A 16,452-nucleotide genomic window follows, 5' to 3' on the forward strand; every position below is an offset into this window, starting at 1 on the left:
AGACTATGATCATTTATAGTCTGTATTACTCTTTTATTTTAAAAAAGTTCAGATGAAAAAGAGCGTTGACTATTTGTTGAGAGCGTTACGCGAGTGGCTTAAAGGCCCATAAACTGAATTTATTGGAAAGTAAAGTATGATATAATACTCACATGTGTAAACTAGAATACAATTTAGGAGAATCCAAAGTATGAATGAAAAAAAGCTTTCAATTGTTGTCCCAATTTATAATATTAGTAATTATCTCGAAGAATGTTTATCGTCTTTTTTAGTACAAGGAATCGATAATTATGAAGTTATCATGGTGAACGATGGTTCAACGGATAACTCTGGAGAAATTGCCAAGCGTTATGAGGATAAATACGAAAATTATAAATTATTGGATCAAAAGAATGGTGGGTTAGGATATGCAAGGAACTCTGGAGCTGCAGCAGCGACCGGAGACTACCTAACGTTTGTCGACTCGGATGATATTATCCCGGATAATTCTTATGAAAAAATGTTAAATATTATTGAAAAGTCACATTCTGATTTCATTATTGGAAATGTTGTTCGATTTAATTCTAGAAAAAGTTACGGATCTGTCTTACATAAACGTATTTTTAGGGAAGACATGGTAGGAACTAACATTCATGATACCCCTGAATTAATTAATGATACGACTGCATGGAATAAAGTCTTTAATATCAACTTTTGGCGGGAGAATGATTTTAAATTTCCTGAGGGGATGTTATATGAAGATATTCCAGTCTCTATTCCTGCGCACGCGATGGCCAAAAAAGTGGATATCTTAACGGATATTACTTATAAGTGGCGTGCTCGCGATGCTGGTGATAGTTCAATCACGCAACAAAGAAGTTCTATTGATAACTTTAGCGATCGTATGAAAGCAATTAATAGTGTTCGCCAATTTTTTGCTAAACAAAATATTTCACAATCCTTAAATGATATTTTTGATTATAAAAATTTCCAATTCGATTTTCCACTTTATATGTACCTCATGAACGATGTCGATGAGGATTACCAAGCAATCTTTTTTAGTACCATTCAAGAGTACTTTCCTAAAATTTCGAAAGAAGTTTTTTTAAAAATTGCTTTAAAAAACAGGATTCAGTACCAATTAATTGTTGAAAATAAAATTGAAGAATTTAAAGATTCTGTTCGACAACTCAAATTAAGTAAGTATAAACCACATAAATCTGAACAAGGATATAGCTATAATTATCCTTATAAAGAGGTTTTAGCGCCTAATGACCGGTATGTATCAAAAGAAGAATTTCGAGTTAACATGGATATTGAGGAAGCATATTGGGACAATGATGTGTTCAAACTTAGTTGGACGACATTCCTATGGGGAATCTCAGAGAAACATAAGAAAGATATTTCAGTTTCAGTAGCATTAGTGAATAGCGATGATACACAAGAAATTGAAATTTCCAACCCTGTTTCTACTAAATTTAATCCAATGATGACGTTACGAAAAAGTAGCTTCAGTAAGAAACATAAGATGCCCTACCTTAAAGATAACTATAATTACTCTAAGTTTGAATTAACGTTACCAATCAAGGATTTAATGCCACAAATGCATCCGAATAAATCGTATTATCTATCTGTTAAATACAATATTAATGGCGTCGAAAAAAATGCTATTTTAAATTCGCCTAAGAAGGGGTTATCGACTAAGCCTCACTATCAATTAATGGACGACTACGTTGTTACGCCAAGCTATAATATAAAATGGGAACTTGAATTTAAAAAGAGTGCCGCTCCAGTTGTTATTGAAGCAGTTAATAAAACTAATAATGGTATTGAATTTACAGGTAGGTGCGTAGCGAATAGAAAGAAACTATTTGCTGAAGATAGTTCACGAAATCGTATATTTGAAACAGATATGCTTTCTGATGATAATGGTAACTTTAAGGCTACTATCACGAAGGAACAAATTAGTGAACTAGATTTTTCTAAATTGTACATTTACTCTGATTCTGAAAACCCTGTTTCACTTGATCCTAAATTAATTAATAGAGTGTATGGCATCTCAGATAAGCAATTATCTATTTTCAATACCTTAGAGGGCGGCCTAGTATTATCGATTGATCAACCTCAGTTTATAGTTGAAAAAGTTGAAGCAATTAAAAAGAGTTTCTCTATCAATATCATGTATTTGGATACCGCAAACGCCATCGTGTCAAAAGATTCAGCAGAACTGGTATTTACTGGTGAAAAAGATAATTTTATTATTAAGGCTAATGAATTGAAGACGGATGGGTTAACTAAAATATTAACGTTCATATTTGATCCCAATACTGTTTTTAAAACTTTTGACAATTCTTTTTCAGTTACTATTAGCGTGAATAATAATGAAGAAGAACTTTACGTTTTTAGAAAAACGCTAGATGAATTACGGATTAAAGATAGTAAAAGACAATATATCATTAAATATAGTTTCAACAGTTCAACAATCTTCTTAAATATTAAACAATCATGGGGAGTACTAGATAATAGTCCTCGAAAACAGATGATTTTAGCTAAATTAGTTTATCCATTGATGAGATTATTGCCTATTCAGAAAAAAACGGCCGTATATGAATCTTTCTGGGGTAGAGAATTCAGCGATAATCCTAAAGCAATTTTAGAGTACGTTCAAGCTAATCGTCCAGACATAAAAAATGTTGTCTTTGTAAAGAATGTGTTGAAGGACTTCAGCGATATTAACGCAAAAGTTTATCGTAAAAATTCGTTCATGTACTTTTATACATTAGCGCGTGGAAAATATTTCTTTAACAATGTTAATTTTCCCAACCATTATGATAAACGTAAAAATGCAGTAGAAGTCCAAACAATGCATGGGACACCGCTTAAAAAACTTGGCTTTGATAATCCTGGGGAAATTAAAGATTCGGCAAGAGAAGGTTTTATTGAACGTAATTCTCGATGGGATTATTTAACAGTTCCAAGTGATTATGTAGCTGATATTGCTAAATCTGCCTACCTATTTGACAAAACATTTTTAAACGTAGGGTACCCAAGAAATGATAGTTTATTTATACCGACAACCCAGAATGAAAAGAATGATATTTTAAAAAAATATGGGTTACCGTTAGACAAAAAGATTATTTTTTATGCGCCTACTTGGCGGTCTAAAGGTAAATATGCAATGCCTATAGACCTAAACGAGCTAAAAGAACAGTTTTCAGATGAGTATGTTTTTGTCATTAAGTTGCATCATTTTTCAATCCCTAGTTACTCGTTAGAAGGGATTGAGGATTTTGCAATTGACTTATCAAATAATAGTGATATCAGAGACCTATATAAAGTTTCTGATATGATGATTACGGATTATTCATCTGTGATGTTTGATTTTGCGCTTCTAAGAAAGCCTATGCTTTTCTACGCGTATGACTACGATAATTACAAAGATAACCTAAGAGAACTATACTTTGATTTCGAGGAAGAGGCTCCTGGTGCATTCATTAGGAATACCGATGCCCTTATTGGGGAAATTAACGATATTGATCGTTATTTTGATAAATATAAGAATAAAATTGAAACCTTTGACGAAAAATTCATTCAATATGATAAAGGAACGGCGTCTGAACAGGTTGTTAAGAGAATTATAAAATAGGTGTTTAGTAGCTACTTCTAAAGAAAAATTAAGTATTTTTAGACATGAAGGAACTCCTTTCTTTAGGCTGTTAGTTGGCAACGGGAAAGTGGGGTTCTCTTTTTGTATGGGGCCCTTAATTTACTGCTAAACGGTGATATTATTATGAGATAGTTAGATACGACTAAAGGGGAATTCATATGTTAAATCGGTTAAAAAATTCAAGATTAATGTTTTGGTCGCTCGAGTTATTAATTCTGGCTGCTTTAGTGTGGACTTGTACTAAAATAAGTTTTTTATTCAGTCCTATAGGGATATTTATTTCGACACTTTTTGTGCCAATTATCATATCTGGATTTTTATTTTACTTATTTAATCCAGTTATTAAGTTTTTAATGAAAGTTAAAATTAAGAAATTCGGTATTTCTAGGACTGGGGCGGTAGCAATCCTTTTTCTATTTTTAGCTGTCGTTCTGGTTGCACTAGTAGGTTATCTGATTCCTAGATTAATGACTCAGTTGGGTCAGTTAGTGACGAATATACCAGGTTATGCGAAGGCAGTTACTGATTCGTCTACAGATACTTTTAATCATTTAAATAATTATGCTTGGTTCAAAGAAATTGATTTTAATAGTTACCTCAAACAATTTGAAAATTCTATGGGTACTTACTTCCAATCAATTGCTACAAACTTAACAAACTCTATTGGGTCAATGATCGGCGTCGCAACTACCGTCACAATCGTTGCACTTACAGTACCTGTTATGTTGTTCTATATGTTGAAGGACGGTCATAAATTAGTACCAACTCTTAAAAAACTTGTTCCAGAAAAGCATGGTGATGAACTTGTTGAGTTATTAGGACGAATGGGCGATACGATATCTGCATATATTGGCGGACAAGCAATTGAGTGTCTTTTCGTCGGTGTGTTTACCGCGATTGGATATTCAATTATTGGGATGCCATACATTTTATTACTGGGCGTTATGGCTGGTCTCGCGAATGTCATTCCGTATATCGGACCTTATATTGGGATTTTTCCCGCGTTGATTATTGCGGTAACACAGTCTACTCAAATGATTGTCTTTGTTATTATTGTTGTGTTAATTGTGCAACAAATTGATGGTAACTTTGTGTACCCTAATGTTATTGGTAAATCCTTAAATATTCACCCTTTGACAATTATTGTGTTATTGTTAGTTGCAGGGAATATAGCCGGATTGCCAGGCATGATATTAGGTATTCCATTATATGCAGTAATAAAAGTGGTCGTACAATACTTTTTTGAAATTAGACGATTACAAGAAAAATAAGACAGACATCGGTTACAATTTTATGCTAAAATGAGTTATTATTAATACCGATGAGGGAGAATATCATGAAAAAAGTAATTACTTATGGAACCTTTGATTTATTACACAAGGGACATGTGCGAATTTTACAACGTGCTAAAGCAATGGGTGATCATTTAACAGTATGTATCTCAACGGATGAGTTTAACGCAATTAAAGGCAAAAAAGCTTATACGTCATATGAAGATCGTAAATTTATTTTAGAAGCAATTAAGTATGTAGATGAAGTGATTCCGGAAACTGAATGGGATCAAAAAATTGGTGATGTCGTTGATAATCATATTGATACGTTTGTCATGGGCGACGATTGGAAAGGTAAATTTGACTTTTTAAGTGATTATTGTGAAGTTGTTTATTTACCAAGAACAGATGGTATCTCAACGACTAAAATCAAGAAAGATTTAGGCATGAATCTATAAAAAAAGACGTAAAATATGAAAATATTTTGCGTCTTTTTAGCGAAAGGAATTAAAAAATGCATAAAATAAAGGTAATTGTTAAGAAAGTCATCAATAAAAATATTATTAAGCGAATTGGTCGTCAAGTTTTAATAATATTGAATGATATTATGATTAAATTTCCTATTAAAAAAAATCAAATTATATTTGAAAGTTTTAACGGACGAGATATTAATGATAATCCGATGGCTATTTATAAACAGGTTAAAGCTGACATGGGCACAGAAATAGATGGGCTTTATTTTAGCGTTAAACCAGGGGTCTACCAAACGTTAAAAGAACAATACCCAGATATCAAGCTGCTGAAGCGATTTGGTGTTAAGTGGACCATCAAAATGGCGAGAGCAGATTTTTGGGTCATTAATTCGAGATTACCAATCTGGTGGTTAAAAAATAAAAAGACGACGTATATTCAAACGTGGCATGGAACACCGTTAAAACATCTGGCTCTTGATATGGATAATGTGACGATGCCAGGTACAACAACCAAAAAGTACCATGATAATTTTAAAATTGAAACGGCACGTTGGGATTATTTAATTGCGCCTAATCAATATTCAAAAATAATTTTTGAACGCGCATTTGCATTTGAAAATAAATCGTTAGACATCGGTTATCCAAGGAACGATATCTTATATACAAACAATAACGAAAAAGAGATTAAGACTCTGAAAAAAACTTACTTGGGAAATGAAAATGCGAAAGTTATACTCTATGCGCCTACATGGCGTGATGATAGTTTCTACCGTGAAGGCGTCTATAAATTTAAATTAGCTTTTTTGTTTGAAGAATTCTTTAAACATGTGTCTGATGATACGATTTTAATTATGCGCCCACATTATTTGGTTAAGAATAGCATTGATATTAGTGGGTTTGAAGATCGTGTCAAGATTATGGCAGATGAAAACATTACCGAGTTGTACCTAATGAGCGATATGTTGATCACTGATTATTCTTCAGTTATGTTTGATTTTGCTAATTTAAATCGTCCGATGCTGTTTTATTGTTATGATTTGGATCATTATCGTGACGAACTTCGAGGATTCTATCTTGATTTTGAATCGGAAGCACCAGGACCAGTCATTCAAACAGAGGCAGATTTCTATAAACAATTGGACATCTATACCGAAAATAACCAATATCCCGGTTACGAGAAACGATTTAAAGCATTTCAAGATAAGTTTATTGAGTGGGATGATGGGAAAGCATCACAAAAAGTTTCTGATATTATCTTAGGAAAGTAAGTATGTTCATCTGAAAAGGAGAACATGCTTTTTATTTTTTTAAATATAATGACCAATAGACCGGATAAGATGTTAATTTTTGGTGATTAATGGTAAAATTATATAAGCGTAATTGTGTACAGGTTGTTGTGAAACAAAATAATTGAGTGACTTAATGGTGGTAAAATGGAAGACTATAAAATTCGATTAGAGTACGTTACAAAAGGTATCAAAAGTAAGAAAAATCGAAAAGTAGATAAAGACTCGAAAGATGTTTATTGGGCATTAAGGGGAATCTCTTTCGATATTTATCGTGGCGAATTTTTTGGTATTATTGGAATGGGTGGTTCGGGGAAATCTACCTTATCTGAAATTCTTGCCGGAAAAGCAAAACAAACGACAGGATTTTTAACAATGGCCGGAAATACGACGATTGTCTCGTATGAAACCCAACTGAGACGGGATAAGACAGCTGTCCAGAATATTCAGGATGCAATTACTGATTCAAGTATTGATTATAAAAATAGTGATCAAACGTTAAGTAACGTTTTGAAGTTTGCTGATTTAGGTGTCTTAAAAGAAAGTAAGATTGAGGACTATTCGCCTGATATGCGTGCGCGAGTTGAATTGGCAATGGCCTTTTTTATTGAACCCGATATTATTATTTTGGATGGTGTTTTATCAGCACTTGATGATATTTTTTATCAGAAAACTGTTGATAAGATTAAAAGCTTACAAACTGAGGGTAAAACGTTTGTCCTTGCCAGCCAAGATTTACAACAAATGGAATTTTTAACGAATAGAATTGCATGGATCCAGAATGGTCAACTAATGGATATTGGCGAATCAGAGAATGTCGTTATGAGTTATTTGGATTTCGTTGCCTGGTATGATGGACTAACTGACGAAAAACGAACTGAATATGATAAAGAACGTGATGCTGAACGTAAATCATTTAATGTAGAGGCATTATATACACAGTATAAAGAAACGCATTTTGATCCCGATATGCCCCGTTCAGTTGAATTGCGGCGGCGAGAAGCATTTTATAACGGGCAAGCGTTTGATAATGCAAAATATGAATCAAAAAAGAAAAAGAAGAAAAACCATAGTAAATTGGCTTTAGTGTTGATTGGCATCTTAATTTTGGCAGTTGCGGGGACAGTTTCCGCAAAGTATATCCAAACGAATAATGCTAAACAAGAGTCCATATCGGTTGATAGTCGGCAAAAATCATCTATCAAGGTGAAAGAATTAGCCATTGCCAAGTCAATTAGTGCATCCGATGTGTCAAAAAAAGGAGCAGATTCTTCTAAAAAAATTGCCTCAATTAAAGCGGCCAGTAGTTCTTCGGTAAAACAAAAGAACGAGTCTATCGCTCGGGCCGAGGCGGCCAGGGTGTCTGAAGCGGCCAAGGTATCATCCGAAGAGGCGGCTAGTTCCGAGTCCGTAAAAAAGGAAAGCTCTGAGAAGAAAGAAAGTATCAGTAAAATTGATACAAAAACAGTTGAAATTGGCGATGGCGATAGCTTATCAAGTATTGCGACTGATAATGATACAACCAGTGATAAATTAATGGATATTAATAGCTTATCGTCAAATCTTTTACACATAGGTCAAAAAATAAAAGTACCTAAATAAATATGAGTTAACTCGGAGGAAGTTATGAAATTAAGAACTAAAGTAATTGTTAGTATTGTTGTCGTTGTGTGTGTTGGTGGTGGGACAATCTTAGCCAGTACAAAATCTGGTCGAGATATGGTCGAATGGGTAGCTAGTCGCGGTCAGGTTGGGTCGGAATCTCAACAAAAAAAGGAATACGCCGAACAACAAAAATTAGCTGAGGCAAAATACGGAGAAGATAAAAAAAGCTCTAGTTCAGAATCTAAAAAAGAAAAACCAAAAAAGAAAAAAACCGAATCAAAAGAAAGTAAAAAATCATCAACAAAAACGTCTTCGTCATCATCTAGTTCTGATATTGATACAGATACAATAACAGTTGTTTATGGTGATTCATTATCATCCATTGCGGCTAATCATGGTATGTCAGTGAAGGCGCTGGTCTCATTGAATGATATGGAAAATACGACATTAAGACCCGGTCAAGTACTCAAAGTTGTTGCTGGAAGTGGTCGTGCATACGCGTCAAGCTCTGACACAACGAGTTCAGATACAAACACGGATACAGAAACGTATACTAATACAAGATCTGATAACACAACAACGACTTCAGATTCTAACTCAACGGCAGATGCATCAAGTTCAAGTAGCGATACGACAACAGATAATCAATAAGTATTTCGAGCGTTAGTTATTAATTAGTGTATACTATTTGGTAAATTAAAAATAAATGTAAATGAATTGGAGCGGATGAGTAAATGAGTTCAGATCCTGGTCACGAATTGCTGCTGCAGCTGTTATTATTAGTCATATTAACGTTAATTAATGCCTATTTTTCAGCTGCAGAGTTAGCAGTAGTTTCAGTAAATCGTAATAAAATTGAAGCAGAGGCAAAGGCCGGAGATAAAGGTGCAATAAGAATTCTCAGTATTTTGAATAATTCAACGTCATTTTTATCAACTATTCAAATCAGTATTACTTTTGCTGGTTTCTTGTCTTCAGCTTTTGCAGCAACGGCTTTAGCCAAATATGTTGAACCGTTGTTTGGAAATGCAGTTTGGGCACACGACGTTGCCGTGATTGTTGTGACGTTGATTTTGTCTTATTTTTCACTTGTATTGGGGGAGCTATACCCTAAACAATTGGCATTACAAATGCCAGACAAAATTGCTAGGGCAACGACTGGACCCATTCAAGTGATTGCGATTGTATTCAAACCATTTAACTGGTTATTGTCAATCTCACTCCTTGCTCTAGAAAAAATAACACCGATTAAATTTAACAAAAATGATACGGAAGTTATTAGCCGACAAGAAATAGTGCATATGATTCAAACAGGTGAAGAACGTGGTGCCATTGATTCAGATGAATATGAGATGATGGAAGGGGTAATTTCGTTACACACGAAGTTGGCCAGAGAAGTCATGGTTGCCAGAACCGATGCGTTTATGATCGATTTACAAAATGATAACGATCGAAATATTGATGCCATTTTAAATCAACCATTTTCCCGTGTGCCGGTTTATAGTGATGACAAAGATAATGTCGTCGGAGTCGTTCATATTAAAAATCTACTTAAGTCAGCTAGAGAGTATGGATTTGAGCGAATTACATTACGTCAAATTATGCAAGAACCGATGTTTATTCCGGAAACAATGGCTGTCGATGATTTATTATTTGAAATGAAGAAGACACATACGCAACTGGCTATTTTGCTGGATGAATACGGTGGGGTTGTTGGATTAGTAACAATTGAAGATTTAATTGAAGAGATTGTTGGCGATATTGATGATGAATCTGATAGTCCTGATAATACATTGAGAAAAATCAATGCTCACGAGTACATTGTACAAGGACGTATGACGCTTGATGATTTTAATGATGAATTCAATTGCGATATCCATATGAAAGATGCAGATACAATCGCTGGATTTGTTCTAACTGAGTTAGGTCGAATTCCTGATGACAATGAACAGCTACAAGTTACTCTTGATAATGGGTTAATTCTTGAAACAGAAAAGATGGATGGTTCCCGATTGGTGGAACTTAAAGTAATTATTCCAACTGCCGTTTCAACGGATGAACCAAAAGATAAATAACAAACAGTCAGATAATAAGGTTGGCAGAACTCCAAAGGCTCTGTTGACCTTATTTATTTTACGTCGAAGTTCATTATCATTTATGATAAACTATAAGTAATATGTTTTAGAGAGGACAAAAAATGAATACAGAAGAATTAGAAACTCAAGTAAAAAAACGCCGAACGTTCGCGATTATTTCTCATCCCGATGCCGGTAAAACAACGATTACTGAACAATTACTTTTATTTGGTGGGGTAGTTCGTTCTGCCGGAACCGTTAAAGGTAAAAAATCAGGTACTTTCGCAAAATCCGATTGGATGGAAATTGAAAAGAAACGTGGAATCTCTGTTACAAGTTCAGTGATGCAATTTGATTATGACGATAAACGCGTTAATATTTTGGATACACCAGGACATGAGGATTTCTCAGAAGATACGTACCGAACATTGATGGCCGTGGATTCTGCAGTCATGGTAATTGATTCTGCTAAAGGGATCGAACCCCAAACAAAGAAACTATTCCAAATCTGTAAAATGCGTGGTATTCCTATTTTTACGTTTATTAATAAAATGGATCGTGATGGCCGCGAACCGCTTGATTTGATGGCCGAATTAGAAGAAGTCTTGGGTGTAGAATCTTACCCAATGAACTGGCCAATTGGAATGGGTAAAGGATTAAAAGGATTGTATGATATTTATAATCACCGAATTGAACTTTACCAAAAAGAAGATAAAGGTATTAATTATGTCGACTTAAATGATGCCGGCGAAATTGAAGGCGACCATCCTTTAAAAGAAGATAGTATCTATCAAGAAGTGTTAGATGAAGTGGAATTATTAGGCGATGCTGGTAATACCTTTGATGAAGCTAAAATTGCAACAGGGGACTTAACACCCGTCTTCTTTGGTTCAGCTTTAACTAACTTTGGGGTTAAAACTTTCTTAGATATTTACCTAAACTATGCGCCGGCACCACAAGAACATAAAACAATAGAAGAAACATTGATTGAACCTACTAATGAGCATTTTTCCGGATTCGTTTTCAAAATCCAAGCTAATATGAATCCTAATCATCGTGATCGAATCGCATTTATTCGGATTTGTTCAGGAGAATTTGAACGTGGAATGGATGTTAAGTTAGCACGAACTGAAAAGAAAATGCGCTTATCAAATTCAACACAGTTTATGGCCGATTCACGTGAGGTTTTAGAATCAGCTGTGGCAGGTGATATTATTGGGTTATATGATACGGGTAATTTCCAAATTGGTGATACAATTAGCAACTTGAAAAAACCAATTACGTTCGAAAAATTACCTCAATTTACGCCTGAATTGTTTATGAGTGTCAACGCTAAGAATGTGATGAAACAAAAATCATTCCATAAAGGCATTCAACAATTGGTTCAAGAAGGTGCCGTTCAATTGTACAGAAGTTATAATACTGGTGATTATATTCTTGGTGCCGTTGGTCAACTTCAATTTGAAGTATTCCAATTCCGAATGTTAAACGAATATAACTCAGAAGTTATCATGACACCAATGGGATCTAAGACGGCCCGTTGGATTGATCCTGAGCAATTAGACGAAAAAATGTCCAGTTCTCGTAACTTACTCGTTAAAGATCGACAAGACTTACCATTATTCTTATTCGAAAATGCATTTGCAGAACGATGGTTCGCTGATAAATATCCAGACGTTAAATTAACTTCAAAACTATAAATTAGAGCGTGATACTAAATTAGTGTAACGCTTATCATATGGTACAGATAAAGCATTTCATGAGTTAAGACGAGTATGATTAGTCTTACAGTGAGGTGCTTTTTAATTTCATAAGAATTAAGTATTCGTCGCAACCAGTTTGTTTCTAAAAATAAAAATAATCGTTTCCCAGTAGTTCATGCAGGGAAGCGATTATTTTTCATCAATGAAATCTGCGTCATCTTTGCTAATTAACTTTTCTTTAATGGCAGGAGATTTTTTGATTAGAAAATAAGTATAAAAAAGGCTTGAAAATCCAGTCAATGCCCAAACAGACCAGGATGTATTACCGACGTCACTAAATCTAAATGCTGACATCAAGTCCCTAAGTACTTCAGCGTAAAGTTCCTTAAAACTGTGATCAATTGAAAAAGCTTCATTTGTTAGTAGGTATCCAACGGATAATTGAACAATTAGAATTAAGCACCAACCAATTAGGTAGTGTAGACCACCTTTAGCCATTGTACGATGCGTATAAATTTTTTGTTCTGTACCGTCATTATCTCGATAATATAACTGTGTAGCATTTACAATTCTTACTAATGTAAATTTTGCTTGATAAAAACCAATGATAAGGCTAAAAATAATGATTAAAATTAAAATAAACAAACTCATCGAAGAAAATTTAAACTGATTGATGAGTTGATATAAAGAAAATGCCGGCATAAAAATATAATTAATTCTTTTAACGGCACCATAAGCAAATTGCTCTCGGATGAAGTAAGCAATTACGAAGATGGTAATTAATTGTTCGATGATGCAACACTCCTAACAAGTCTGTTAATTTAATGAATATGGGATTTTGATATAGGCTTCATCAATGAAACCACCACCTTCTAATTCAAACCAAACGTTACTGGTTGATGATTGTAATTCATTTACTAAGATAACCTGAGTGTTATCCATTACGTTTTGTAATTTTTTACCGTAGGGTTCAGCAAAAATGGATACTGATTTACCGGGTATATAGTCAATAAAAGCAGGGCGGTTAATTTTTTTTGTTATAAAGTTATCACTTTCTTTTTCAGGTAGTACAGCATATTCTGGCTGATCTACGAGGTGCACGTTCGATGTATTTTCCAACCACTGATTACCACCCATGCCGTACCAAATAGTGCCGGAGTTAGTTTCAATTTTCTCGAATACTTGTAAAATACCGCCGGCCGGTAGGAAAGAAGCATAAAAGTTACCATCAGGTAAGTCATAACAACGGGTACGTTCCGTAATTTGAATAAAGGCATCAATTTTATCGACCGTTCGCCAATTGAGATTGCGGTAATAGTAGTAGATGGTCTGTTGCTCTTCCGTAAAAGTACCGTAACTTGTTTTTGAGGCGCGGAGTAAGTTGAACCCGGGAATGTTTACTGGATCATATGTAAATGGTTCATGTAAATGGCCTCGTAATAAAGTTGGCGAACCAATAAGATAACCACCGTCGATATCTTGATTATAAATCCAAACGGCAGCACCATGTTTCTTTTCGTAACTTAAAATAATAGCGCCATAACTCTCAACAAAGGTACTGGTAAAACCTGAGATGCCAACTAAATTATAATCATTAATTGGTTCAAATTGTATTCTTAAATCACTACCTTTTGTTCCACTGATTATTTGGGGACGCAATAAATCATCATTATTTTGGTCTTTGTAATAAATAATCATTGTTGCATCAGACACTGATGCTGGTAAAAAAGTCTGTTCTTCAACAACTTCTTGTCTTTTTGGCTTAGTGGTTTCCTGTTTATGGGTCATTTTAGGATTAAATGTGAATTGGATATCGGTAGTGGAATCGGGTTGCTCAGTTTTTGTGAAAACTGATAACACATTCCGGAAGAAATCTCTTAAGGCGATTTTAAACAGCTCCATTCGTTAGCTAATACCATAATTATAACCTAAAAAGCGTGATTATTGGAAAAAAGTATCTAAATGATCATTTATTTGTGTAAACGGATTAGAAAATAAAAAAAGCCATAACTCCCAGAATTGACTTTCTGGGAGTTATGGCTTTAATTTGGTCTTTATTCAGCGTTAGTTGAATCTGAATCTTTAACTTCAGCAGTTGTATCCGCTGAAATTTTAATTTCGTCTTTTTCGATCTTGGCAGCTAATTTTGTTACATCAGGATTATCAAGGTAGAAGTCAGCAATTTGGTCTTCAATCTGTTCTTGAATAACACGTCTTAATGGACGGGCACCCATGGCAGGATTGTAACCTAAATCAACCAGTTTCTCTTCAACAGGACTTGTTACGCGAAGTTCTAAGTTTTGGTTTTTAAGTACGTCGTTGACATCATTAAGCATCAAACTTACGATTGATACTAAGTTTTCTTTACTTAATGGGTTAAATTCAACGATATCGTCAAAACGGTTCAAAAATTCAGGGCGGAAGTAATTTGATAGCTTATCAATGATGGCATGTGTTGCACCCGTTGACGTTGCGCCAAAACCAACATTGGCTTCGGCATCAGCACTTCCAGCGTTCGATGTCATAATGATAATCGTATCTTTAAAACTAACCGTGCGACCTTGAGAATCCGTTAAACGGCCATCTTCAAGAATTTGTAAGAACATATGCATCACATCAGGATGCGCCTTTTCGACTTCGTCCAATAGGATTAGGCTGTATGGATTACGACGAACTTGTTCAGTTAATTGTCCGGCCTCTTCATAACCAACGTAACCTGGAGGTGAGCCAATTAATTTAGAAACGGAATGTTTCTCCATATATTCACTCATATCGAAGCGAATCATTGAATCCTTCGTACCAAATAATTCTTTTGACAATTGTTTGGCAAGTTCAGTCTTACCAATACCAGTTGGACCTACGAATAGGAATGAGCCAATTGGACGCCCAGATTTATTGAATCCGATACGGTTACGGCGAATGGCACGAGCCACTTTATCAATCGCCGCATCTTGTCCAATAACGTTAGCTTGAAGAGAGACAGCTAAATTTTTCAATTGTTGTTGCTCTTTTTCTTTTAATTCGCCTACAGGAATACCCGTTTTATCTTCAACGATTTGTTCCATTTCTTTTTCGGTTACAATTGGTAATTCATCAGAATCAGTATTACTATCTTGTAATTCTTTGAATTTTGCAACTTGATCACGGTAGTAAGCTGCTTTTTCGTAATCTTCAGCACTTAATGCGGCCTGTTTTTGTGTTTCCGCATTCTTAATCTTCTCTTCAACCAGCTTAGGATCAATTGCTTTAATGGTTAGGTTCATTTTTGAACCAGATTCATCAAGTAAATCGATTGCCTTGTCCGGTAAGAAACGATCTTGAATATAGCGGTCAGATAAAGAAGCAGCCGCTTCGATTGCTTCATCGCTGTAACGAACATGATGGTAAGCTTCGTATTTCTTTTGGATCCCCTTTAAAATCACGATTGATTCTTCAACGCTAGGTTCGTCAACCTGAATAGGTTGTAAACGGCGTGCGAGGGCAGCATCTTTTTCAATTTGACGGTATTCATTTAGCGTTGTTGCGCCAACTAATTGCAATTCGCCTCGAGCAAGAGCAGGTTTCAAAACATTCCCCGCATCCATACCGCCTTCGGCATTTCCGGCACCAACAATTTCGTGAATTTCATCGATAAAGAGAATAATATTTTTATCTGCTTTTAATTCTTTCATTAATTGTTGCATACGTTCTTCAAACTGACCACGAATTCCAGTTCCTTGGACTAATGAGACAACGTCTAAACGTACAACTTGTTTGTTCAACAATTTTTGTGGAACAGCTGAGTCAACAATCTTTTGAGCTAAGCCTTCAACAACAGCCGTTTTACCGACACCAGCCTCGCCAATTAAAACAGGGTTGTTCTTTGTCCGACGATTTAATATTTCAATAATTTGGTCAATCTCTTGATCACGGCCAACAACTGGGTCAATATTTCCTGCCCGTGCTTCGTCAGTTAGGTTTAGCCCGAACTGGCCAAGGATTGTATCTTTTCCGTTATTTTTACGACCGCCACCGTTTCTACCAGCTTGGGTAGGGGGCGTTTGATCTTTTCTTTGAGGGTCATTGTTTTGACCATTTGGTGCGATGGCATTAAATAATTCATCAAGATTTCCAAAGCTGAAGGGGTCTTGTTGATTGTTACGGATTTGACCATTACTTAAACGTTCTTGTTCATCCTTAAGTAAGAGGTAACAATTTTGGCATAAATCATATTCTTGATGTTGGCCATTTAAGTTAGTTGATAAGTGGATCGTTGCTTGATTGATTCGACAATTTTGACAGATCATATGTGCACAACCTTTCATATTTAATTCGTTATTATTTCATAATATATTTAAGATCAAAGCACGTTGACCTTCTTTGACCTTCGATGATTAGTATACAAAATGTAAAA

11 protein-coding genes are annotated in these 16,452 nt (G+C 34.9%); 8 read left to right on the forward strand and 3 right to left on the reverse strand.

What is annotated here, in order from left to right; genetic code table 11:
• Positions 1–190: 190 nt before the first annotated feature.
• The 8 genes from FC66_RS01760 to FC66_RS01795 all read left to right on the forward strand — a co-directional run bounded on the left by FC66_RS01760 (position 191) and on the right by FC66_RS01795 (position 12,056).
• Positions 191–3,625, forward strand: coding sequence for a CDP-glycerol glycerophosphotransferase family protein (locus FC66_RS01760; protein ID WP_057973661.1), 3,435 nt, complete (start codon positions 191–193; stop codon positions 3,623–3,625).
• Positions 3,626–3,834: 209 nt separating this feature from the next.
• Entirely contained in the window at positions 3,835–4,917 is a 1,083-nt protein-coding gene (locus tag FC66_RS01765) for an AI-2E family transporter (protein WP_338131898.1), read from the forward strand.
• A gap of 65 nt (positions 4,918–4,982) precedes the next feature.
• Positions 4,983–5,375, forward strand: a complete 393-nt coding sequence (gene tagD / locus FC66_RS01770) for a glycerol-3-phosphate cytidylyltransferase (protein ID WP_057973663.1) — start codon at positions 4,983–4,985, stop codon at positions 5,373–5,375.
• 56 nt (positions 5,376–5,431) lie between these two features.
• Entirely contained in the window at positions 5,432–6,658 is a 1,227-nt protein-coding gene (locus FC66_RS01775; protein WP_057973664.1) for a CDP-glycerol glycerophosphotransferase family protein, read from the forward strand.
• Between the two features lie 165 nt (positions 6,659–6,823).
• Positions 6,824–8,278, forward strand: a complete 1,455-nt coding sequence (locus tag FC66_RS01780; RefSeq protein ID WP_057973665.1) for an ATP-binding cassette domain-containing protein — start codon at positions 6,824–6,826, stop codon at positions 8,276–8,278.
• Between the two features lie 24 nt (positions 8,279–8,302).
• Positions 8,303–8,932, forward strand: coding sequence for a LysM peptidoglycan-binding domain-containing protein (locus FC66_RS01785; protein ID WP_057973666.1), 630 nt, complete (start codon positions 8,303–8,305; stop codon positions 8,930–8,932).
• Between the two features lie 83 nt (positions 8,933–9,015).
• Complete coding sequence (locus FC66_RS01790) at positions 9,016–10,356, forward strand: hemolysin family protein (RefSeq protein WP_057973667.1); 1,341 nt, start codon at positions 9,016–9,018, stop codon at positions 10,354–10,356.
• 122 nt (positions 10,357–10,478) lie between these two features.
• The gene (locus tag FC66_RS01795) at positions 10,479–12,056 is read left to right on the forward strand and encodes a peptide chain release factor 3 (RefSeq protein ID WP_057973668.1); all 1,578 of its coding nucleotides are present in this window, start codon (positions 10,479–10,481) and stop codon (positions 12,054–12,056) included.
• A 192-nt stretch (positions 12,057–12,248) separates the two neighbouring features.
• On the opposite strand, the gene FC66_RS01800 is transcribed toward FC66_RS01795, so the two are convergent.
• The 3 genes from FC66_RS01800 to FC66_RS01810 all read right to left on the reverse strand — a co-directional run bounded on the left by FC66_RS01800 (position 12,249) and on the right by FC66_RS01810 (position 16,345).
• Positions 12,249–12,704: a hypothetical protein gene (locus tag FC66_RS01800; RefSeq protein WP_146342395.1), complete on the reverse strand. Its 456-nt coding sequence runs from the start codon at positions 12,702–12,704 to the stop codon at positions 12,249–12,251.
• 171 nt (positions 12,705–12,875) lie between these two features.
• A complete protein-coding gene (locus tag FC66_RS01805; protein WP_083478923.1) occupies positions 12,876–13,961 on the reverse strand; it encodes a MucBP domain-containing protein in 1,086 nt (361 codons plus the stop codon).
• Positions 13,962–14,113: 152 nt separating this feature from the next.
• The gene (locus FC66_RS01810) at positions 14,114–16,345 is read right to left on the reverse strand and encodes an ATP-dependent Clp protease ATP-binding subunit (protein WP_057973671.1); all 2,232 of its coding nucleotides are present in this window, start codon (positions 16,343–16,345) and stop codon (positions 14,114–14,116) included.
• Positions 16,346–16,452: the final 107 nt, after the last annotated feature.

Origin of the sequence: Dellaglioa algida DSM 15638, from assembly GCF_001434695.1 — a bacterium.
In the GTDB taxonomy this organism is placed as follows: Bacteria; Bacillota; Bacilli; order Lactobacillales; family Lactobacillaceae; genus Dellaglioa; species Dellaglioa algida.